The organism is Bradyrhizobium sp. Ai1a-2, assembly GCF_000426245.1.
GTDB lineage: Bacteria > Pseudomonadota > Alphaproteobacteria > Rhizobiales > Xanthobacteraceae > Bradyrhizobium.
Genome location: NZ_AUEZ01000010.1, coordinates 43,437 through 64,612 on the forward strand (window position 1 = coordinate 43,437; position 21,176 = coordinate 64,612).

21 protein-coding genes are annotated in these 21,176 nt (G+C 62.8%); 11 read left to right on the forward strand and 10 right to left on the reverse strand.

Annotation, left to right across the window (positions count from 1 at the left end; genetic code table 11):
- Window positions 1-64 precede the first annotated feature (64 nt).
- Together K288_RS0109670 and K288_RS0109675 are read right to left on the reverse strand one after the other, a co-directional pair.
- Window positions 65-1,084, reverse strand: a complete 1,020-nt coding sequence (locus K288_RS0109670; protein ID WP_027579361.1) for an aldo/keto reductase — start codon at window positions 1,082-1,084, stop codon at window positions 65-67.
- Window positions 1,085-1,158: 74 nt separating this feature from the next.
- Entirely contained in the window at window positions 1,159-1,581 is a 423-nt protein-coding gene (locus tag K288_RS0109675) for a PaaI family thioesterase (protein ID WP_027579362.1), read from the reverse strand.
- Between the two features lie 73 nt (window positions 1,582-1,654).
- Here K288_RS0109675 and K288_RS0109680 point away from each other — a divergent pair, with 73 nt between their 5' ends.
- Together K288_RS0109680 and K288_RS0109685 are read left to right on the forward strand one after the other, a co-directional pair.
- Window positions 1,655-2,278: a CoA pyrophosphatase gene (locus K288_RS0109680; RefSeq protein WP_027579363.1), complete on the forward strand. Its 624-nt coding sequence runs from the start codon at window positions 1,655-1,657 to the stop codon at window positions 2,276-2,278.
- 325 nt (window positions 2,279-2,603) lie between these two features.
- Entirely contained in the window at window positions 2,604-3,584 is a 981-nt protein-coding gene (locus K288_RS0109685) for a tripartite tricarboxylate transporter substrate binding protein (protein WP_027579364.1), read from the forward strand.
- A 2-nt stretch (window positions 3,585-3,586) separates the two neighbouring features.
- On the opposite strand, the gene K288_RS54490 is transcribed toward K288_RS0109685, so the two are convergent.
- Window positions 3,587-3,835: a hypothetical protein gene (locus K288_RS54490; RefSeq protein ID WP_152535461.1), complete on the reverse strand. Its 249-nt coding sequence runs from the start codon at window positions 3,833-3,835 to the stop codon at window positions 3,587-3,589.
- Window positions 3,836-3,967: 132 nt separating this feature from the next.
- On the opposite strand from K288_RS54490, the gene K288_RS0109690 reads away from it, so the two are divergent.
- Window positions 3,968-5,161 carry a hypothetical protein gene (locus tag K288_RS0109690; protein WP_027579365.1) on the forward strand — a complete coding sequence of 398 codons (1,194 nt, stop codon included), beginning with the start codon at window positions 3,968-3,970 and terminating at the stop codon, window positions 5,159-5,161.
- 111 nt (window positions 5,162-5,272) lie between these two features.
- On the opposite strand, the gene K288_RS0109695 is transcribed toward K288_RS0109690, so the two are convergent.
- Window positions 5,273-5,563: a hypothetical protein gene (locus K288_RS0109695; RefSeq protein ID WP_043159562.1), complete on the reverse strand. Its 291-nt coding sequence runs from the start codon at window positions 5,561-5,563 to the stop codon at window positions 5,273-5,275.
- 232 nt (window positions 5,564-5,795) lie between these two features.
- Here K288_RS0109695 and K288_RS0109700 point away from each other — a divergent pair, with 232 nt between their 5' ends.
- Window positions 5,796-6,275, forward strand: coding sequence for a hypothetical protein (locus K288_RS0109700; protein ID WP_027579367.1), 480 nt, complete (start codon window positions 5,796-5,798; stop codon window positions 6,273-6,275).
- A 3-nt stretch (window positions 6,276-6,278) separates the two neighbouring features.
- On the opposite strand, the gene K288_RS0109705 is transcribed toward K288_RS0109700, so the two are convergent.
- The 5 genes from K288_RS0109705 to K288_RS0109725 all read right to left on the reverse strand — a co-directional run bounded on the left by K288_RS0109705 (window position 6,279) and on the right by K288_RS0109725 (window position 13,445).
- Window positions 6,279-7,496 carry an EAL domain-containing protein gene (locus K288_RS0109705; RefSeq protein ID WP_051334449.1) on the reverse strand — a complete coding sequence of 406 codons (1,218 nt, stop codon included), beginning with the start codon at window positions 7,494-7,496 and terminating at the stop codon, window positions 6,279-6,281.
- Between the two features lie 440 nt (window positions 7,497-7,936).
- Entirely contained in the window at window positions 7,937-9,109 is a 1,173-nt protein-coding gene (locus K288_RS0109710; protein WP_027579369.1) for a beta-propeller fold lactonase family protein, read from the reverse strand.
- A 135-nt stretch (window positions 9,110-9,244) separates the two neighbouring features.
- Window positions 9,245-10,252: a tripartite tricarboxylate transporter substrate binding protein gene (locus tag K288_RS0109715; protein ID WP_027579370.1), complete on the reverse strand. Its 1,008-nt coding sequence runs from the start codon at window positions 10,250-10,252 to the stop codon at window positions 9,245-9,247.
- 163 nt (window positions 10,253-10,415) lie between these two features.
- Window positions 10,416-11,390, reverse strand: a complete 975-nt coding sequence (locus K288_RS0109720; RefSeq protein ID WP_027579371.1) for a TAXI family TRAP transporter solute-binding subunit — start codon at window positions 11,388-11,390, stop codon at window positions 10,416-10,418.
- Between the two features lie 15 nt (window positions 11,391-11,405).
- Entirely contained in the window at window positions 11,406-13,445 is a 2,040-nt protein-coding gene (locus tag K288_RS0109725) for a TRAP transporter fused permease subunit (RefSeq protein WP_027579372.1), read from the reverse strand.
- Between the two features lie 378 nt (window positions 13,446-13,823).
- On the opposite strand from K288_RS0109725, the gene K288_RS0109730 reads away from it, so the two are divergent.
- Complete coding sequence (locus K288_RS0109730; RefSeq protein WP_027579373.1) at window positions 13,824-14,627, forward strand: glucose 1-dehydrogenase; 804 nt, start codon at window positions 13,824-13,826, stop codon at window positions 14,625-14,627.
- Window positions 14,628-14,729: 102 nt separating this feature from the next.
- Here K288_RS0109730 and K288_RS0109735 read toward each other — a convergent pair whose 3' ends face one another.
- The gene (locus tag K288_RS0109735) at window positions 14,730-16,274 is read right to left on the reverse strand and encodes a sodium:proton antiporter (RefSeq protein WP_027579374.1); all 1,545 of its coding nucleotides are present in this window, start codon (window positions 16,272-16,274) and stop codon (window positions 14,730-14,732) included.
- A gap of 203 nt (window positions 16,275-16,477) precedes the next feature.
- On the opposite strand from K288_RS0109735, the gene K288_RS0109740 reads away from it, so the two are divergent.
- From K288_RS0109740 to K288_RS0109765, 6 genes are all read left to right on the forward strand, one after another.
- Window positions 16,478-17,191 (forward strand): hypothetical protein, encoded by a 714-nt coding sequence (locus tag K288_RS0109740; protein ID WP_043159565.1) that lies wholly within the window; start codon window positions 16,478-16,480, stop codon window positions 17,189-17,191.
- 119 nt (window positions 17,192-17,310) lie between these two features.
- Entirely contained in the window at window positions 17,311-19,218 is a 1,908-nt protein-coding gene (locus tag K288_RS0109745) for a propionyl-CoA synthetase (protein WP_027579376.1), read from the forward strand.
- A gap of 216 nt (window positions 19,219-19,434) precedes the next feature.
- Window positions 19,435-19,704: a hypothetical protein gene (locus K288_RS0109750; protein ID WP_027579377.1), complete on the forward strand. Its 270-nt coding sequence runs from the start codon at window positions 19,435-19,437 to the stop codon at window positions 19,702-19,704.
- A 16-nt stretch (window positions 19,705-19,720) separates the two neighbouring features.
- Window positions 19,721-19,927 carry a DUF6494 family protein gene (locus tag K288_RS0109755; RefSeq protein WP_027579378.1) on the forward strand — a complete coding sequence of 69 codons (207 nt, stop codon included), beginning with the start codon at window positions 19,721-19,723 and terminating at the stop codon, window positions 19,925-19,927.
- Window positions 19,928-20,041: 114 nt separating this feature from the next.
- On the forward strand, window positions 20,042-20,461 hold the full coding sequence (locus tag K288_RS0109760) for a RusA family crossover junction endodeoxyribonuclease (RefSeq protein ID WP_027579379.1): 420 nt from the start codon (window positions 20,042-20,044) through the stop codon (window positions 20,459-20,461).
- Window positions 20,458-21,111 (forward strand): hypothetical protein, encoded by a 654-nt coding sequence (locus K288_RS0109765; protein WP_027579380.1) that lies wholly within the window; start codon window positions 20,458-20,460, stop codon window positions 21,109-21,111. The genes K288_RS0109760 and K288_RS0109765 overlap by 4 nt, the downstream gene beginning before the upstream one ends.
- The last annotated feature ends 65 nt before the right edge of the window (window positions 21,112-21,176 follow it).

A 21,176-nucleotide genomic window follows, 5' to 3' on the forward strand; every position in this document is an offset into this window, starting at 1 on the left:
GGCCATCAGGTGGCGATGATGACCCATGAAGGCCGCATGCGGCCTATTGCAATCTTGAACGCGGCTATGACCGCTCCGCCGTCCGCGCCCGCCGGCCCTCGATCGGATAGGCCGGATCGTTGTAGCCGGGCGTGGAAGGATGCCCGCTCACGACGAGACCGTCGATCAGCGCCTCGTCTTCGGCGGTGAAGCGATAGTCGAGCGCGGGGATGTAGTCGTCCCATTGCGCTTCCGTGCGCGGACCGGCGATCACGGCGGAGATGAAGGATGAATTCAGCACCCAGGCGACCGCGAACTGCGCGGCGGTGATGCCGCGGGCCTCCGCATATTGCTTGATCTCCTGTGCAAGCCTCAAGGATTCCGGCCGCCACTCGGTCTGCATCATGCGCTTGTCGCTGCGCCCGGCGCGGGTATCCTTGTCGGGGCTGGCATCGGGGCGGTATTTGCCGGTCAGGACGCCGCGGGCCAGCGGGCTATAGGGCACCACTCCGAGGCCGTAATAGTCGCAGGCCGGGAGATGCTCGACCTCGGGCATGCGGTTCATCGCGTTGTAATAGGGCTGACTCACGATCGGGCGGTCGAGGCCGAGCCGGTCGCAGATGTTGCAGATCTCGGCGAGGCGCCAAGCGCGGTAGTTCGAGACGCCGAAATAACGCACCTTGCCCTGCCTGATCAGGTCACCGATCGCGCGCACGGTCTCGTCCAGCGGCGTCGCGTGGTCTTCCTTGTGCAGGTAGTAGATGTCGATGTAGTCGGTGCCGAGCCGCTTCAGGCTCGCCTCCGCGGCCTGCAGCACCCAGCGTCGCGACAGCCCGCCAAAATTGGGATCGTCGCCGATCTGATTGGCCAGCTTGGTGGCGAGGATCCAGTTCGGCCTGTTATTGGATATCGCGCGACCCACCACCTGCTCGGAGTTGCCGCCATTATAGGCATCGGCGGTGTCGATGAAGTTCACGCCGGCCTCGCGCGCCTTTGCGATGATCCGCACCGACGTCGCCTCGTCGGTCGGTCCGCCGAACATCATGGTGCCGAGGCAGATCGGCGAAATCTTCAGGCCGCTGCGGCCGAGTTGACGGTACTGCATGTATCGGACCTCCGCGTTGTCGCGTCATTCCGGGTTCGATGCCTTCGCATCGGCCCGGAATGACGGGTGCAAGCCTATTCGTTCTTCAGTATCTTGAACACGCCGTTCGCCATGGCGATGCAGCGTCTGTCGACGGTCACTTCCGTGGTGATGAAGATCAGGCTCCTGGTCGAACGCACCACGCGCGGCTTCGAGATCAAGGTTTCGCCGATCTTGCTGGCCTCGACGAAATGGGTGTCGAGCTGCACGGTCGCCAGTGTCGGCTTGCCCGAGACGTAGCGGGCCGTCATGCCGCAGGTGCGGTCGGCGAAGGTCATGATCACACCGCCTTGTACCATGCCGCGGCGATTGTGATGCTTGTCCTCGGTGATCAATGCATATTCATGCTCTTCCGCGACGAGGCGCTGCCACACCGGTCCGACCAGATGCAGGAAACCGGATGTATCGACGATCTTCCAGCCGTCGGATTTGAGCTTTTCCGCGGCCAGTTTCATCATGTGATGCTTTCCGTACGGCGAGGCATGATATCAGGTCATTTCATCGAACGCGGGACTGTTGTAGTCAAGGTCAATGGCCCGCACATTTGATGATGCCACCCGGCGGAATATCGCAGAGCTCTGTACGGCGTTCACGCGCCTGCCGGATGACAGCGCACCGCTGCTCAAACGCGCGGCGGTCGCGATCGCGCTCACCAGGGGCGAGGGCGAGGAGACCACATTCCTGCTCACCCGCCGTGCGGCCAGTTTGCGCAGCCACAGCGCGCAATGGGCGTTGCCCGGCGGACGATGCGACGCTGGCGAGACGCAGGCGGAAGCGGCACTCCGCGAACTGCACGAAGAGCTTGGCCTCCGCGTCGATGACAGCGACGTGCTCGGCGTGCTCGATGATTATCCCACCCGTTCCGGCTATCTGATCACGCCGGTCGTGGTGTGGGCCGCGACCCGAGCGCCGATCGTGCCCAACCCGGATGAGGTCGCCTCCGTCCACCGCATCACGCTGCAGGCGATCGAAGCGGACGACGCGTTCAGCTTCACCACCATTCCGGAAAGTATCAGGCGCGTGATCCGCTTCCGTCACGCCGGCCTGCACATTCACGCACCGACGGCCGCCTTGATCTACCAGTTCCGCGAAGTCCTGGCCGGCCGCGACACCCGCGTCGCCGACCTCGAGCAGCCGGTCTTCGCCTGGAAGTAGGCAGCGCAAGAGTCGCGCACTCGCATCTATCCCCTCACCCCGACGAGACCGCGCAGCGGTCGTCTCGAAGGGCGAGGCCCCCGGTGGGGCCTGATGATTCGAGACGCGCTGCGCGCTCCTCACCATGAGGTCTAAGAGCGGTACCAACCACGTCATTGCGAGGAGCGCAGCGACGACGCAATCCACGTCGCCACAAGTGGCGGGATGGATTGCTTCGCTCCGCTCGCAATGACGAGTGGGAGAATTGCCGGAACTCCGGTTGCCGACCCCAGGCAATTGAGTGACAATGCCGCACAACAACAAACCTCAGGGGAGGCTTTCGGACATGCTGTCCTGGAAGACACAACTTCGCGCCGCCATCGCTGCGCTTGCCGTCGGCACAGCATTCTGGCCGGCGCAAGCGCAGGATTACCCGAACCGGCCGATCACGCTCGTCATCCCCTTCGCGCCCGGCGGCAGCACCTCCATCGTCGGCCGCGGCATCGCTGACAAGATGAGCGAACTGCTCGGCGAGAAGATCGTGATCGACAACCGCCCCGGGGCCGGCGGCACAGTCGGCACCAAGGCGGTCGCCAAGAGCGATCCCGATGGCTACACGCTGGTGCTCGGCTATACCGGGACGCTCGCGATCGGCCCGTCGCTCTACAAGAAGGCGGGCTACGATCCGCGGAAAGATTTCGCGCCGATCGGCATGATTGGCAATGCGCCGAATTCGCTGGTCGTGCATCCGTCGTTCCCGGCCAAGAGCGTTGCCGAGCTGATCGCCTATGCCAAACAAAATCCCGGCAAGATCAGTTTCGGCTCGGCCGGCGCCGGCACTGCAAGCCACATCACGGGGGAATATTTTGCACGCAGCGCCGGCATCTCGCTCGTGCATGTTCCCTACAAGGGGACGGGCCCTGCGCTGGTCGACCTGATCGGCGGGCACATCCCGATGGCATTTGCGCCGATCCCGGCCTCCCACGCCAATGTCAGCGCCGGAACGCTACGCGCACTCGCGGTGACGAGTTCGACCCGCTCCGGTCTGCTGCCTGAGGTGCCGACGATTGCCGAGGCCGGCGTTACCGGGTTCGACGCCTCGCTCTATTACGGCCTCGCCGCGCCGGCCGGCACGCCGCGGCCGATCGTCGACAAGCTCAACAAGGTGCTGCGTGATGCGCTCGCCTCGGACGAGGTGAAGCGGCAATTGAGCTCTGATGGCACCGAAATCACGCCGGGCTCGCCCGAGGACTATGCCGACTTCATCGACAAGGACGAGAAGAAATGGGCGCAGCTCGTGAAAGCCAGCGGCGTCGAGCCGGAGTGACGCTAGTTCGCGCGAATCTTGCGGTGAGGCATCACAGTTGCCTTGCCGGTGGCCTTGCCAGTTACCTTGGGCCTGGACGTAACCGGCTTCGTGATTGTCTCTGGTTCCGGATTGGGCGCTCGCGACACATTGTCGTAACAGGCAAACCGCGAACGATCGTCCGGAAACAGTCCGCAATCCGGACGCTCGGCATAAGCGGGTGCAGTTGATGCCAATGCCGCTATGGCAAGAAGCCACAATGCGATCCGCATGGAACACTCCATCGGTTTCATCCGCGAACACCGCAGTCTCGCACTTATTCTGGCCCGCGGCGGGGCGTTTGGTCGCTTTTGCGTGATTCAATTGGAGGCTGACATCACGCGCGTCCTTGCTACAAGGGTGCAATGCGCTTGCCATTGATTCGTTTTTTCCCCGGATTGGTCGCGCTCGCGCTGTTCGCGAGCGCGCCGGAGGCCGTGGCGGTCGAGGCTGCCGCCCTTTCGGCATCCACCGCGGACGCGAGGGCGCAAGCCGCGACGCCCCAGGCGATCGCCGAATATCGCCGCAAGCTGCGCGAATATCAGGAAGCGCGCACCGCCTTCGAGGAGGATGCGGGTGCCTACTGGAGCGCGATCGCCGAGAAGCGCCGCACCCGCAACGCCAAGCGGCGCGAGCGGCAGCCGATTGCGCTCGATGATTACGTGCTCGACCAGCCGCCGGTCTATACGGGGCCGAAACGGCCGGTGAATCCGGAGCCGGAAGAAGAGGAACCGTCGCGGCCACGCAAGGCCATTCCCGTTGTCGCCGATTTCCTGAAGGCCGCCGCCGAGCAGTTTCAGTTCACGCCAGAGCGGCCGGCCAGCGAGGTCGCGTTCAAGCGCGCCTACGCCCGCTACGCGCTCGCGGCCGGCTTGACGCGCGAGCAGGCGGTGCGGGTCTATTCCTTCGAGACCGGCGGCACCGGCAATCACGACATGCAGTCGGGCTACCGCGGTCCTGGCTCAAGGGCGATTTCGACCGCAATCGGCTACAATCAGTTGCTCACCACCAACACCGTCGAGTTGATCGCCCAGCAGGGCTCTGAATTCATCAAGGTGCTGACCCAAAAGGCCGCCACGCTGTCCGGTCCCGCGCGCAAGGCGATGGAGCACAAGCTCGCCGTACTGAAGAAGATGGTGGCGTTCGCACGCACGGTGCCGGACGACTGGTCGGCGCATGAGCGGCTCGCCAGCACGCCGCAGGGCTGGGGTGTCCATGCCATGGTGCTCGATATCGACGTCGGCCCGATGCTGCAGACCCACAAGCTGCTGACGTCAGTCATCTTCGCGCGCACCAAGGGCTACACCCGCCCGCTGACCGCGGCCGAGCTCGAGATGATGAACCTGACCGGCGACGGCACCGGCTACGACATGGTCACGATGCCGCAGGCGATGCGCGAGAAGGTGCCGACGTCGAACTTCTTCCAGCGCGGCGGCTATGAGCGCAACCCGGTCGCGATTCGCCACAACACGGTGGCCAAGCTGCTGGCGGTGACCGACGAGCGGATGGATTTCAACAGCAACAAGCCGGGGGCCAAGGAATTGGCGTCCGTGTTTTAGTTGGTGGGCGCAAATCGTAGGATGGGTAGAGCGCAGCGAAACCCATCAGTCTGCGGGGCGCCAAATGGTGGGTTTCGCTTTCGCTCTACCCACCCTACAAGCGAACGCCGCCTAGTTCGATCCGAACATGAACCTGCCATCACCCTCCAGATAGGGGCCGGAGCGCATGTAGAGCTGGCCGTTCTGGCCGACGAAGAACAGCGTGCCTCTCGGCACCTTCTTGGCGCCCTTGAGCAGCAGGCCGGCATTGTTGGTCCCCATCTTGTAGGCGACGGTCGCGCCGTCCTTGCCGTAGGCGTAGCCCATGTCGGGCTTCAGCTCCCAGGGCGCCGTCGATGCATCTTGCGCAAGTGCGGGTGCGGCCAGCGTCGTCAACGCTGCCGCCGTCAAAAACGTCGCCATCAAAAAAATCTTGGTCTGAAATCGCGTCATGATCATCCTCCCCATCGTCGCTACTGAAATCGGCGCCCTTGTCTTGAACAAATCACGAACGCCATTATTCCGTCAATACGACGGAAGTCGCCGTGCGGCATCACGTGCAACCTGCGGGTTTGTGATTTTCTGCTGCGCGACTATGTTGCCGTTTCCATCTACAAGCGCATGATTGCGAAAAGCTCGATAGGGATGATTCGAAATGAACTCCGGCATGAATATCGGTTTCGGGATTGCGCTCTCGCTCATGACGATGACCACCGCGGCTTGTGCCGACGAATTCAAGCTCTCCAACAACCAGCGTATCGCCTGCAGCCGGGGATTGTCCGCCGGCAAGCTCAACACCGCGACCTGCAGGTCCTACGCCTATCTGTTCAACACCAGGACCTCGGAATACTTCCGCTGTCAGGTCTCGTTGGCGCTGACGCGCGACAACAAGGAAGTCATCAACGTGCAGGCCGATGGCGGCTGCACCAAGCGGCCGCGCATCTTCGACACCGACGGCAACTACTCGTTCGACGCCACCGAAACCGAACCGCCGAACACCAACTCGTTCTTCGGTCCCGGCGGCTATTCGGTCTGGGCCAGCGACAACAATGTGCAGAAGGTGCGCGGCTGCATCATCATCTCCTCCGGCCTCGGCTCCGACATCTCGAAATGCATCGACATGACGTTCCAGTAAACGTCACGATTTCGATTCGGCGCTCGCGGCAGGGGAAGGTCGCGAGCGGGCGAACTTCTTCACTCCCAACGGCTTGCCGAACAGATAGCCCTGCACCAGGTCGAAGCCGACCGCGTGCGCGGTGAGGAAATCGGCGCGGGTCTCGACGCCCTGGGCGAGCGCCCGCGCGCCATGATCGTGGGCGAGCTCGACGACATGCTTGCATACGGTCTGCTTCAGCCGGTCGTCGGCGGCGCCGGTGACGAATTGATGATCGATCTTCAGTTCGACGAAGGGAAAGCTCTTCACTCCCATCAGCGACGGCCACTCCGTGCCGACCTGATCGACCGATATCGCGATGTTGTGGAACCGCACCTGCCGCGCCACCTCGATCACCAGGTCCAGGTTCTCGATCACCTCGGCGCTTGCGAGCTCGAGCAGCAGGCCGCCGAAGGCGGGGTGCTGCGGCACGCGACGGCATAGTTCGCGCACGGCTTGCGGATCGCTCAGGAACGACACCGGCAGGTTGATCGAGAGATCCACCGGTCCTTTTTGCTCCAGCAGATAGTGCCAGTCCTCGATGGCGCGACCGACCACGAATTCGGACAGCGCATGGAAATGCGGATCGCTTTCATCGGGAATGAAATAGGCCGGCGGCACCACGCCCCACGCCGGATGCCGCATCCTGACCAGGGCCTCCGCGCCCGCGGGGACCAGCGTGCGCAGGTTGATCTTCTGCTGGTACCACAATTCGAGCCAGCCGGCTTTGAGCGCCTCTGCCACATCGACCGCGGGGCTCGGCGCGGGCTCTTGCGGCAGCAGCATCGCGACGCTGTCGCGCAGCGTTCCTGCGCCAAACGGCGTCGCCAGCGGCGGCAGCATGGCTACGCCGTATTCTTCGCCAATTTGCCTGACGGCTTTTACCATAACCGACTCGGGCGGGCCGATGACGAGAACCTTTCCGGCGAAATTCTTCCTGACGAGAACCTCCAGAATCCTGCCGACCTCGATCCCGTTGACCGAGACACCGAGCACAAGCAGGTCCGGTCGATGCTCGTCGAGAGCGCCATCCAGTTCGGTGGCCTCGCCGCACTCCGAGGTGATGAACCCGAGATCCTCGAGAGCGTCAGAAAGGAAGGTACGAAGGTGCTTCTTGCTATCGGCGACGCAAGCCCGCGGCGTCAATTTGCGATGACCGAACCAGCCGGGTCGTGCGTATTCTTTGGGGTTGATTTGATTCATGCCCGCCCTTTCCCGTGATGTCGATTTGACTCGTACATCTCCGTGGCGGCCTTAATCGGGAAATTTGAGGACGCTTTCTGCAAATCCCCACGAATGCTTAGGTAGGGTTAAAGATGCAAATAAAGCTAAAATTGTAATGAAAAATCGAAGCGGATGAGAGCATTTGCGGCCACAGATACCGCGCTCCGACGCCATTCGGTCTGAACTGGTCGCGGACGATTGCAATGATGCACCGCCGCGTCGTCTCGCCGGCGGCAGCACGCGTTAATGTCTGTGGTTGTTTATCGTTGCCGCCGTGATCGATTCCCGTTTTGAGAATAGCGTTCACGTGATCGATCGCGTTAGCGATCGTCACTCCGGCTTGATACCGGCCTTGCACGGGATTCTTCGAGGACAGACCACCTCACCGCGGGTGACGACACCCGCGGTGACGCGCGAGTTCAGTGCCCCATGCGTGCCGAAGCCGGATGACCCGGCACCTTGAAGCGTTTGCCGGTATCGCTGACCTTCCCACCATCGACTTTCAGGATCGAGAAATCCTGGGTCAGGTAATTTCCGGCCAGGAGGTACTTGCCATCCGGGGTGAACGCGACGGCCTCGGGCAAGCCACCGACCTCGATGTCCTGAGTCTTGGTCACCTTCTTGCCGTCGATCTTCAGCACCGTGAGGCTGCCGTTCTTCTGATAGTAGTACGCGTTCTTCATGTTGGAGCCGCGCAGAATGGCGGCGACAGCGAGATCTCCCTTCGGCGAAATTGCAAGGCCCTCGGGACCGTCGCCGACCACCACACGATCGATGATGCGCGGCGGATTGGCTTCGAGATCGATCACGCTCGTGGTGTCGACGCTGCCGTCGGATGAGCCGGCGCCGCCATTGTCGGACGTCAGTGCGAGTTTGCCACTCGGCGTCACCACGACATTGTATGGCCATTGGCCCGTCGGCAGATCGATCTTGTTGTAGGTGACCTTGTCTCCGGCAATATCGAGCACCGAGACCTTATGTGCGGGAAAGCGGACAGCGAGCGCCCGCTTGCCGTCCGGCGTGAACGCCACATGGGCGACGCTGTCGGGCAATGTGATCGTATCGGTGACCTTGACGTCGGTTCCGTTGATCGAGAGCACACTGACGGAATTGTCGCCACGATTGGCGACCAGCGCCATCTTGCCGGACGGGCTGATGCTGAGCCCCGAGGGCTGCTTGCCGACGGTAACGGTCCCTGCCAGCTTCGGCGGGCTCGCCTTGAGATCGATGACGTAGACCTTGTTGTCGGGCACCTGCTTCAGCGCATCGCCGTCCTTGGTCACATCGACGGAATCGGCGACGAGGGCGATCGAGCCGGTCGGGTCGATGTCGAGATTGACCGGCGGTCCCACCACCGAATTCTTCAGCGGCAGTGAGGCGACAGTCTTGGGATTTTCCGGATTGGCGAGGTCGAGGATGAGAACCTGGTCCTTGCCGGGTGCCGACAGGATCGGTTTTCCATCGTCATCCCACACTAGCTTCTCGTCGAGCCCGACGATCATGAAAGGCTTCGCATGCACAGGATTGATGGTGAGATTGCAGAGCAGGACTGCGGCACCCAAAGATAGTCCGACGGCGCGGTAAGCAGGCATTGGCGTTCTCCCGGTTGCGCCGGCCACTGGCGGGCCGGTTTGCGCAGGGAAATTAAGCAGGGAACGCGAGCGTTGCCAATGACAGAACTGACCTGCGTGAGAATTGCGTTCGCCTGCTCTATGCCGCCGCGATCGTCACTCCGGATTGATGCCGGCGAATTTGGCGACCTTGCCCCATTTCTCGGTCTCCGCCAGCACGTAAGCCCGCATGTCTTCGGCCGAGCCGCCGACGGCCTCGGCGCCGAGCTTGCGCAGGCGCACAATCCCGTCCTCGGTCTTGAGGAATTTATCGACGCTCGCGTTGAGGCGGTCGATGATCTCCTTCGGCGTCTTCGCGGGAGCCGCGATCGTGAACCAGGAAGCGGCGTCATAGCCGGGCACGGCCGCCTCCGCGATCGTCGGAAGATCAGGCAATAGCGGCCAGCGCTTGGAGGTGGACACCGCAAGCGGGCGGATCTGTCCGGCCTCGGCGAAAGGCTGCGCGGCCGGGAGGTTGTCGATCATCAGATGCACGCGGCCGGCGATCAGGTCGGTCAGTGCCGGCGCGCTGCCTTTGTACGGCACATGTGTCATCTCGACGCCCGTCATCGAGCGGAACAGCTCGGTCGAGACATGGGCGGTGCTGCCGAGCCCGGGCGTGCCGTAGAACAATTCGCCGCGCTTGGACTTGGCGTAGTCGATCAGTTCGGCGACCGACTTCACCGGCAGCGAGTTGGTGACCGAGCAGAGATTGGGCACCCGCGCGATGATGATGACCGGCGTGATATCCTTCAGCGGATCGAACGGCATGTTCTTGAACACGAACGGATTGATCGCATGCGTGCCCGGCGTGCCCACGAGGAAGGTGTAGCCGTCGGGGTCGGCCTTGGCGACGGCGTCGGCCGCGATATTGCCGCCTGCGCCGGTCTTGTTCTCGACGATGAACTGCTGGCCGAACTCCTCCGAGACCTTGGCCGCGACCACGCGGGCCAGGATGTCGGTGGTGCCGCCGGCAGCAAACGGCACCAGGAGCTTGACCGGCCGCGTCGGCCATTCGGCGGCGCGCGCCAGGCGTGGCAGCAGCGATGCACCGGCAAGCGCGGCGGTGCCCCGCAGCAGGGCGCGGCGGCTGGGATGTGACGAAGCGACGGTCGAAGAGGGCATTTGAAAGTCCTTGAGTGATGCGGGCGGGCAGCCGCCGAAAAACCGAACGGCGCCCCATGGCGCCGCTCGGCCGCTGGTCAGGAATTTAGTTGGAGGTGCGCTATAGCGTTTTCGAGCGAAGTGGATACCGGTTCGCGTTAAGAAACGCGTCAAAACAAACAAGCTAGCCGCCGATTCCCTTTTCCTTGAAATACTTCAGCGCGCCGGGATGGAACGGGATCGGGGAGCGATCCTGCACCTGGTTGTCGAGCGAGAAGCTTTCGGCTTCCTTGTGCACGGCGACGATGTCAGCCTTCTTTTCCACCAGCGTCTTGACGATCGTATAGGCGTCGTCGTTGCTCATCTTGTCGTTGGTGACGATCAGGTTCCAAACCTCCGTGATGGAGTTGTCCTTGTCGTAGCCCGGATACGAGCCCGCCTTGATCTTGCTCGGGGAATAGAGCTTGCCATATTTGGCGTTCATCTTCTCGGCCAGGTCGCCATGGTCGATCAGTTTCATCTTGATGCCGGGGGTCGCCGCCAGATCGGTGACCGCCGCAGTCGGAATGCCGCCGACCCAGAAGAATGCGTCGATCTTGCCGTCCTTGATGGCGTTGACGGATTCGGCAACGCCGAGCCGCTCGCGCTTCATGTCCTTGTCCTTGTCGAGGCCGGCGGCTTCGATGACACGGAATGCCATCACTTCGGTGGCGCTGCCGGGCGAACCCGTCGAAACCCGCTTGCCCTTGAGGTCCGCCATGGTCTGGATGCCGGTGCCTTCGACGGTCACCACGTGCATGCGGTTCGGATAGACGACGAGGAGGGCCTGCAGCGGCACCTTGTTGTTCTTGAACTTGTCATGGCCCTGCAGCGCATCGAGCGCGGCATCGGCCATGGTGAAGCCCATTTCGCTCTGCCCGGTGCCGATCAGCTTGAGATTGTCGACCGAGCCGCCGGTGACCTCAGCGGTGGCCTGCACGTTGGGAAGGCTCTTCGAGAGCACGTTTGCGACCGCGCCGCCAAGCGGATAGTAGACGCCGCCGGTCCCGCCGGTCCCGATCGACATGATCTTCTGCTGCGCATGGACGATGCCGGCGAAAGCGAGCCCGGCTGAAATCGTCACAGCAAGTATTGCTACAGTCCTTTTCAGTTTCCTCATCGTATCACTCCCTGACTAAATCGTAAGCGCCGGTTCCTTCGGCGTCGGTGTTCTCGCCTGCCACAGCAGCACGCCGAGGCCAATGATCAGACCCGGCACGTAGGTGTAGCTGATATCGCGGCCGATCATCCATTCGACGATCGCCTCGATCAAACTCGGGAACACCAGCAGCAATCCGGATAGCAGAAGCAGGCCGCGTTCGATCGGCGTAGTTTGTCGCAGGGCCCAGTTTTGGGCGAACGCAGCAAGCGCGAGCAGCCCGAGGGTCGCCTTGATCGTGATTTCGAGGATGTCGACCCAGGAGCCGCCTTTGGGGATCGCCAGCAGGAGACCGACGCCCTGCGGGTCGAGCACGAACACGAACGGCACCAGGAAGGCCGGCAGCGTATATTTCCAGGACTGCAGCGTCGTACGGTAGGGATCGCCGCCGGTGATGGCGGCAGCCGCGAACGGAGACAGCGCTGTTGGCGGCGACACCTCCGACAGCACGGCGTAGTAGAAGATGAACATGTGCGCGGCGTAATCGGGCACGCCGAGCTTGATCAGCGCCGGGGCTGCGATCACGGCGCAGATGATGTAGGAGGCGGTCACCGGCACCGCGAGACCGATGATCCAGACGATCAGCGAGGTATAGATCGCGGTGAGCAGCAGGCTGCCGCCGGCATAGCTGATCACGATCGACGAGAATTTCAGGCCAAGACCCGTCAGCGTCACGATGCCGACGACGATGCCCGCGCATGCACAGGTGGTCGCGGCGTTGAGCGCGCCGATCGAGCCGTCGGCCAGCGCCTTCACCAGCTTCTTCGGCATCAGCGCCGTTTCCCTTCGCAGGAAGCTCAGCACAAAGGTGACCACGACGGCGTAGAACACCGACAGCGACGGCGAATAGCCGATGATCATGAACACGACTACGGCGATCAGGGAGATGAAGTGAAAGCCGTAGCGCTTCGTCATCTGGCCGAGTGTCAGTTCCGGCTTGAAGTTGACGTCCTTGGCGCCGAACTTGCGGGCGTCCAGTTCGACCATGAACAGCAGCGACATGTAGTAAAGGCAGGTCGGGATGGTCGCCATCCAGATCACGTCGAGATAGCTGATCTTGAGAAACTCGGCGATCAGGAACGCCGCCGCCCCCAGCACAGGCGGCGACAGGATCGCGCCCAGGCCACCGGCCGCCAGCAATCCGCCGGCGGCGTTTTTCTCAAAGCCCGCCTTGGCCAGCATCGGATAGGCCACCGTGCCGATCATGACGGTGGTGGCGACGCCCGAACCCGAGGGGCCGCCGAGCAGGAATGACGACAGCACGACCGTCCTTCCGGCGCTGTTCGGCTTGCCGCCCATCAGCGCGAGCGAGAAGTCGATGAAGAATTTCCCGGCGCCGGATTGCTGCAGGAATGCGCCGTAGATCGTGAACAGGATGATCAGGGTGGCCGACACATCGACCGCGACGCCGAAAATGCCTTCCAGGGTGATGAAGAGATGGCCGACCAGGCGGGACAGGTCGTAGCCGCGGTGGGTCCACGGCGCGGGCAGATGCGGACCGAGCATCGCATAGGCGATGAAGAACAGCGACACCACGGGCATGATGGGCCCGGTGGTGCGCCGCGTCGCCTCGAGCAGTAGCACGATGAAGACAAGGCCGACGATGACATCCAGGTGGTCGGGCGTGGTGGCGCGGTCGGTGAAATCCTCGCCGCCCCACAGCGCATAGACGATGGTTGCGACCGCAACGATGCCCGGCACGATGTCCCACCAGCGGACGCGGTTGCGAAACCGCGTGGCGAGCGGAAACAAGAGGAAGCTCAGCACCAGCGTGAAGGCGACATGGGTATAGCGGAGTTCCTGGGTCGGAACGATCGCGTAGGCCGCATAGAGGTGAAACAGGCTCATGACCACTGCGATCGTGGTCGAAATGCGCCCCGCCCAGCCCATCAGGCGGTTGGTCGCGCCTTCCTCGGCCTCGACGAAGGTTTCCGCCTTTTGCAGCGCCTCCTCGGAGATGGCGACGACTTCGTCATTGGGCGACGATTTGCCTGACGGTCGGCCTTCTGTGGTCATGCTTCCCCCGGTACTCTCTCTATAGCCCGACTGGACGGCCGGGTCTTGGGCGGCGCATTCATGCTGGTTTGAGGGAAGCCTTGCAAGGGGCATCGCGCCTGCGACTTTCGGATGATACATGCGGCGTATGCATCGGGCACATCAGCCAGATTGGGTTGACCGCGGGCGCGCGTCCGGCCAATTTCCCGGCAAGGGGAATACCCATGAATTCGAGCTTGGCAGCGCCCGTTGCGGTTGCTGCTTTCCTGGTCGGCACGTGGTGCGTCGGCCTGTAATCCTTAAGCGGGATCTAGCGAGGCGAATTTCGGGACCGCCAAGTCCCGGATTACGCTCCGCTTCATCCGCGCTGCAATGCGAACAACGACAGGGGAGAAGCCAATGGATCGGCTCAAGGGCAAAATCGCGATGGTGGTCGGCGCCGGTTCGATCGGGCCCGGCTGGGGCAATGGCAAGGCGACCGCCGTCACCTTTGCGCGCGAGGGTGCCAGCGTGTTCTGCGTCGATCGTAACGCGGCTGCCGCGGAAGAGACGGCGAGCATCATCACCGGCGAGGGCGGCAAGGCGACCGCGTTCACCGCCGATGTCTCGCGTGCAGCCGACGTCGAGGCGATGGTCGCGGCATGCCTGAAGACATACGGCCGCATCGACGTAACAGACAACAATGTCGGCATCGCCGAGATGGGCAGCGTGGTCGAGGTGAGCGAAGCGGAATGGGACCGCGTGTTCGCCGTCAACCTCAAGAGCGCCTATCTTGCGATGAAGCACGTGATCCCCGTGATGCAGAAGCAGGGCGGCGGCTCGATCATCAACATCTCCTCGATCGCCTCGATCCGCCATCTCGGCATCTCCTATGTCACCTACGCCGCCACGAAGGCGGCCATGAACCAGATGACGCGCACCACCGCGGTGCAGTTCGCGCGCGACCATGTACGTGTGAACGCGATCCTGCCGGGCCTGATGAAGACGCCGATGGTGGCGAATTCCGCCGGCCTCGCCGCCAGCTATTCCGCGGGCGACGTGGAAGCGATGTGGCGCGCCCGCGACGCACAGGTGCCGATGGGCCATATGGGCGACGCCTGGGACGTCGCCAATGCTGCGCTGTTCCTGGCCTCGGATGAATCGAAATATATCACCGGCATCGAGCTCGTCGTCGACGGCGGCGTGACGCTGAAGGTGAGTTAGCGCGCAGCGCCGTAGGGTGGGCAAAGCGTAGCGTGCCCACCTTTCTTGCACCTGATGTGGATGGTGGGCACGCTGCGCTTTGCCCACCCTTCAAATTCTTCGCTACGCCTGCGCGCTCAATTCGGCACGGTCGAGTTCTTCCTCGACCTGGTGAAACGCGTCGTCGCCGATCTCCTCCGATTCACGCAGCTTCAGGAGCGATTGCCGGGCGGCGCTGATGGCGCGGCGCCGCAATGGGTCGGCGGGAAGCTCGCTCGAAGCGACGCCGCCGCTCGGATCGGTCTCGGCGCGCATCAGAAGCGCGCGGTACTCCAGCCTGAGGATTTCCGCCTCTTCGGACGGATCGCCGTCGATCTCCTCCAGCGCGGCACGAAAGGCGATGGCGCGGGCGCGCGCCGCCTCACCCGCCACCGGATCGTCGTCCTTCAGCCGCAGCGCCTCGATCAGCGGCCGCAGGGTCAGGCCCTGGATCACCAGCGTTCCAAATACGACCGAAAAGGCCGTCAGCACGATGAGGTCGCGATACGGAAAATCCTCCGGCAGCGCAAAGGCGGCTGCCAGCGTGACGATGCCGCGCATCCCGCACCACGAAATGACGAAGCCGCTCTTGATTGTCGGCGGGGGCGCCGTGCGCGACGGATGGAACAACCCCCATGCCAACAGCCGTCGAAAGACGGCGCCATAGCTCATCACCCACGCGATGCGCGCGAGGATCACGGCCGCCAGCACGCTCGCGGCAAAGATGCAATATTCCATGCGCACGTAGGCGTCGAGCCCGGCCCAGATCGGCTTGAGCTGCATCCCGATGAACATGAAGGCGAGCACGTTGAGCACGAACACCACGGTCTCCCACACCGCATAGGACGGGACACGCAGCCGGGCCGGCGTGCGTGCCGGTGCGGTGCGGGCCAGCGTGATGGCGAAGACCACAACGGTGAGGATGCCGGAAAGGCCGATTCGCTCGGCGATGATCCAGATCATGAACGTGCCGCCGAACTGGGTGATGATCGCGCTCGGCGCGTAGCTGATCCGTTGCGTCAGCAGTGCCGAAATCCTCGCGAACAGAAAGCCCGCGAGCAGGCTGCCGACGAGCGCCCACGCGACCGCGGGCGCGAATTCGTGCAGCTTCGCATGCTCGATCGCCACGGCGCCGACGGCGATGCGATAGATCAGCAGCGCGCTGGCGTCGTTGAGCAGGCTTTCGCCTTCGAGGATTTTCAGAAGCCGATAGGGCAGCTTGACCTGACGCAGGATCGCGACTGCCGCCGCTGCATCCGGCGGCGCCACGATGGCGCCGAGCGCGATCGCCGCGGCCCATGGCATATCAGGCTTGAACCAGTGCGCCACCAGGGCGACGGCCGCGGTGGTGGTTCCGACCGCAGCCAGCACCAGCATCGTCACCGGCAGCCAATTGTTGCGGAGATCGCGCAGCGAGGTGTCGAACGCAGCATCGACCAGCACGGGGGCCACGAACAGCGCCAGCGCCAGACTGGGTTCCAAGGTCCAGGACGGCCCCGACGGCAGGAAGGTCAGGAGCACGCCGCCGATCGCAAGGAAGGTCGGGTAGGGTACGTTGATCCGTCGCGCCACCGCCGACAGCGGAATGGCGACGAGCAGCAGGACGATGATCCATTCGAAGGTTGACACGCGTCAAATTCCCGTTGGCAAACGTATGCTAATCTAGCACCAGTTTGCGAGCCTGTGGGCAAGCGCGTAAATCGCGACAAATCTCCCGCTGTGCGCGGCACGCGTCGTTTGCTACCATTGGCTGAGATCAAGAATTCCTGCCGGACCAATCGATGCAATCCTGGCTCTTCATCCGACGCGTCATCGTCGCGTCGAGCTTTTGCATGGCGCTTGCGCAGCATGCAGCTGCAACCAGCGTGGAGGCGCTGAAGGATGTGCAGGCCGATCCTGCGCCATGCCTCGCCGCGGCCGGTGCAAATGATGATGACAAAACCGTCGATCTCTGCACGGCGCTGATCGACAATGAAAACACCGCCAAGGCCGATCGCGTCAAGGCGCTGACCGCGCGCGGTGATGCCTATGCCCGCAAGGACATGGTCGACCGCGCGATCTCCGATTACGACGCGGTGCTGGGACTGGATCCGACGCTTGCCGATAGCTTCAATGCGCGCGGCGAGCTCTGGCGCAGGAAGGGCGACCGACCCAAGGCGCTCGCCGATTTCGGCGCAGCGATCAAGCTGAATCCAGATCACGCCGCGGCGCGCGCCAACTACAAGTCGCTGGCCCTGGAGCTCGAGCGTCTGGGCGCGCTGATGGCCGTTGCCGGCAAGCCGAGTTTTGATTGCGCCAGGGCGCGCCGCGCCGTGGAGAAGGTCATCTGCGGCAATCCGGAGCTCGCCGATCTCGATCGCGAGATCTTTGCGGCGAATGCCAGGGCGGTCAGCGAGGCCGAGGACCCGCACGCGGCCCGCGCCCTGCAACGCGCGCAGGACGTATTCATCGCCCGCCGCAACGCCCAATTCGGCCGTCCCGGCTACGACCTGCAGAAGGCGATGAAGCAGCGGCTTGAGAAGCTGAACGGGGTCGACGGGCATTAGTTGCGGCTCTTCGCCCTGCGCTTTCGGCTTGAATCCGTGCCGCTTCCCGTGACAATGGCGGCAAGAGTGGAACGACAATCGCCGCCTCGTCACGGCCGGCGGCCGCCGGGAGGAACGCTATGAACATTCGCAAGAGCCGCTATCACGAGGTCCATGCCCGCTCGCTGGCTGATCCTGATGGTTTCTGGGGCGAGGCGGCGCAGGAGATCGATTGGATCGAACCGGCCAAGAAGATTTTCGATCCCTCGATCGGCACCTATGGGCGCTGGTTCACCGGCGCCGTCGTCAACACCTGCTACAACGCGCTTGACCGCCACGTCGCGGGCGGCCGCGCCGACCAGGTCGCACTGATCCACGATTCCCCGCTTACCGGCAGCGTCACGAAATTCACCTATGCCGAGCTTCTGAAGGAAGTGCAGACGCTCGCCGCAGTCATGCAGGATTTCGGCGTGGTGAAGGGCGACCGCGTCATCCTCTATATGCCGATGGTGCCCGAAGCGGTCGTGGCGATGCTGGCCTGCGCGCGGATCGGCGCGGTGCACAGCGTGGTGTTCGGCGGCTTTGCCGCAAAGGAGCTGGCCAGCCGTATCGACGACGCCAAGCCGAAGCTGATCTTCTCGGCGAGCTGCGGCATCGAGCCCGGCCGCATCGTGCAGTACAAGCCGCTGCTCGACGAGGCGATCAGGCTTGCGAGCGCCAAGCCGCAAGGCTGCATCATCCTGCAGCGCCCGCAGCAGGGTTGCGAGCTCACCGCGGGCCGCGATCACGACTGGGAGGGCCTGCGCCGCGCCGCGCTCGATGCCGGCAAGGCCGCGCCTTGCGTCCCGGTGCTCGCGACGGACCCGCTCTACATCCTCTACACCTCGGGTACGACGGGAATCCCGAAGGGCGTCGTGCGCGACAATGGCGGGCATCTCGTCGCGCTGAAATGGTCGATGTTCAACCTCTATGGCGTCAAGCCGGGCGAGGTCTGGTGGTGCGGCTCCGACATCGGCTGGGTGGTCGGCCACAGCTACATCGTGTACGGCCCGCTGTTACATGGCGTGACCTCGATCATGTATGAAGGCAAACCGGTCGGCACACCCGATGCCGGCGCGTTCTGGCGAGTGATCTCCGAGCACAAGGCGGTCGCGTTCTTCACCGCGCCGACGGCATTCCGTGCCATCCGCAAGGAGGATCCGGAAGGCAAGTTCATCCGGCAATACGATCTCGCAAATTTCCGCACGCTCTTCCTCGCCGGCGAGCGCGCCGATCCGCCGACGGTGGAGTGGGCGGAAGCACAATTGAAGGTGCCAGTGGTCGACCATTGGTGGCAGACCGAGACCGGTTGGTGCATTGCCGGCAATCCGGTGGGGCTTGGCATGCTGCCGGTCAAGCACGGCTCGCCGACGGTGCCGATGCCGGGCTATCGGGTCGATGTGGTCGACGAAGCCGCAAGGCCGGTGCCCGCGGGCACCATGGGTTCGATCGTGATCAAGCTGCCGATGCCGCCCGCCTGCCTGCCGACGTTGTGGGAGCAGGATGAGCGCTTCAAGGAAGCCTACCTCTCCGAATTCCCCGGCTATTACAAGACCTCGGACGCCGGCTACAAGGATGAGGACGGCTACATCTGGGTAATGGGGCGCACCGACGACATCATCAATGTCGCCGGCCACCGGCTCTCCACCGGCGGCATGGAGGAGATCCTGGCCGCGCATCCCGATGTCGCCGAATGTGCTGTGCTCGGCGTCAGGGATGCGATCAAGGGTGAAGTGCCCTGCGGCCTCCTGGTGCTGAAGGCCGGCGTCAGCCGCCCGCCCGTCGAGATCGAGAAGGAGATTGTCGCGCTGGTGCGCGAAAAGCTTGGGCCGGTCGCTGCTTTCAAGCTCGCCATCACCGTCGGCCGCCTGCCGAAGACGCGCTCCGGGAAGATCCTCCGCGGCACCATCAAGAAGATCGCCGACGGCGAAACATGGACCATGCCGGCCACGATCGAGGACCCCAAGGTCCTCGACGAGATCGGTGACGCGCTGAAGGGAAGGGTGTAATGCGGGTGTCGTTCCGGGGTGCGTCGAAGACGCGAGCTACGATGTGCAATGCACATCGGAGAACCTCGAGATTCCGCGTTCGATGCTAACGCATCGCCCCGGAATGACTGCGTTCAATTCTGAGACTCGCCCCGCGATAGCCAGGCAGGATGCCTTGATTTCGATGGATTGCCGGGGCAAATCGCGGCGATAACGACACGAACGAACGGACGGCTTATGCGACGTAACTCAACGCGATTCCCCATCGCACTCCTGCTGATTGCGCCGCTGCTCGTCGGCTGCCTCGAACGGAGAACGGCGCCGCTGGCCGATGCCGCGAGCGACGACGATGCGTTCTGCCGCGCCAACAACGTCCAGCAGGGCTCGCCCGAATATGTCGCCTGCCGCAAGGATCGCGACGTCCAGCGGCAGCAGGCCGATGCGCGCGCCGACCGCCGCCAGCGCAATCTTGGCGAATTCATGCTGAACAATCCGGTGAGGCCATGAGCCAGGGAGGAACGTCATGAACGAAGACGTCTTCAACGAAAGCCTGCGCCGATTCCTGAAGCGCGTCGGAATCACCTCGCAGCGCGAGATCGAGAAAGCCGTACGCGACGCCATCGAAGCCGGCAGCCTCAAGGGCAATGATAAGCTGACTGCGAAAATGACGCTGACGATCGACGCCGTCGGACTGAAACACGAAGTGACGGAAGAAATCGCGCTCGGATGAAGCCAGCGAGCAGCTATTGATGGCTGCTCGAGGTGAGGCAGTTGAAATCGAGCAGAGCCTATGCGAGTCTCACGCTTTGTGAATTGATATTGTTTTGGCCTTTAAACTACGGCGATGAGCGTGGAAATCGAGTTTCCGCTTGAATTCTTGGTGGCCGGAACCCCCGTTTCCTTATCTGCCAAGCGCCGGGAGTCAGTGGATCAGTGGAAGGCGCGCGTTATTGACGCGACGCGAGCGATCCTGCCAGAGGGGCATTTCGCGACGGAAGGCCCGGTCGCGGCAACATTGTTCTATTTCCCGGCTGCCGAGATGGCCGGTGATATCGATAACATTGTCAAGCCTGTGCTTGATGCATTGGGTAAGCACATTTATGTGGATGATCGGCAGGTTCATCGGGTTCTGGTTCAGAAGTTCGAACCTGGAAACGTCTTCGGATTTGGGACTCCTAGTCCGACCCTGCAGGACGCGCTAAATAGAACAAAGCCTATCCTATATGTTCGGTTGTCGAACGATCCATTCGAGGATCTGACATGACGAGTGTCCCTGGAAGCAGCGAAGCCGAAGTGATCGAAAGTCTTCTGCCCCGCTATCAGGCGGAGGGATTTGACGTCTATATAAATCCGTCCCCATCAATTCTTCCCCCCTTTATGCAGGAGTATAGGCCGGACGCCATTGCTCTCAGAAAGGACAAGAAGATCGCAATTGAAGTTGTCGGCTCAAACACAGGCTCCACTCAAAAGATAAAGACGCTGCAATCTTTGTTTGCCGATCGCGATGATTGGGAGCTCAGGGTGTTCTACGCGTCACCCGCAGTGTCCAGCAAATTGTTGGAGATCGCCTCGACTGCCGCAATCAACGAATCGATCCAGCGTATCGTTGATTTGAGTAATGCCGGCCATTCGCGACCCGCTCTCGTGATGGCATGGGCGACGCTCGAAGCCATCGGCCGAGCTTTGCTTCCGGATCAATTCCAGCGGCCGCAAACGCCTGCGCGTCTCGTAGAGGTACTTGGGTCAGCAGGATACGTTACGCCGGAAGAAGCCGATAGGTTGAGGGCAGCGATTGCGATCAGGAACGCAATAGTCCACGGTCAACTTGATTCCAGGGTTGGTCCGGAGTTGCTCGATGGCTTGGTTACCGTCCTGAAGACATTGGCGAAGCTGCTGGCGGCCGAAAACAGATAGTAACCTCGATGCGCGGTCACTCGTTACCGCTAAGACTGAATCGCATCGGCGTTTGCCGTGATACT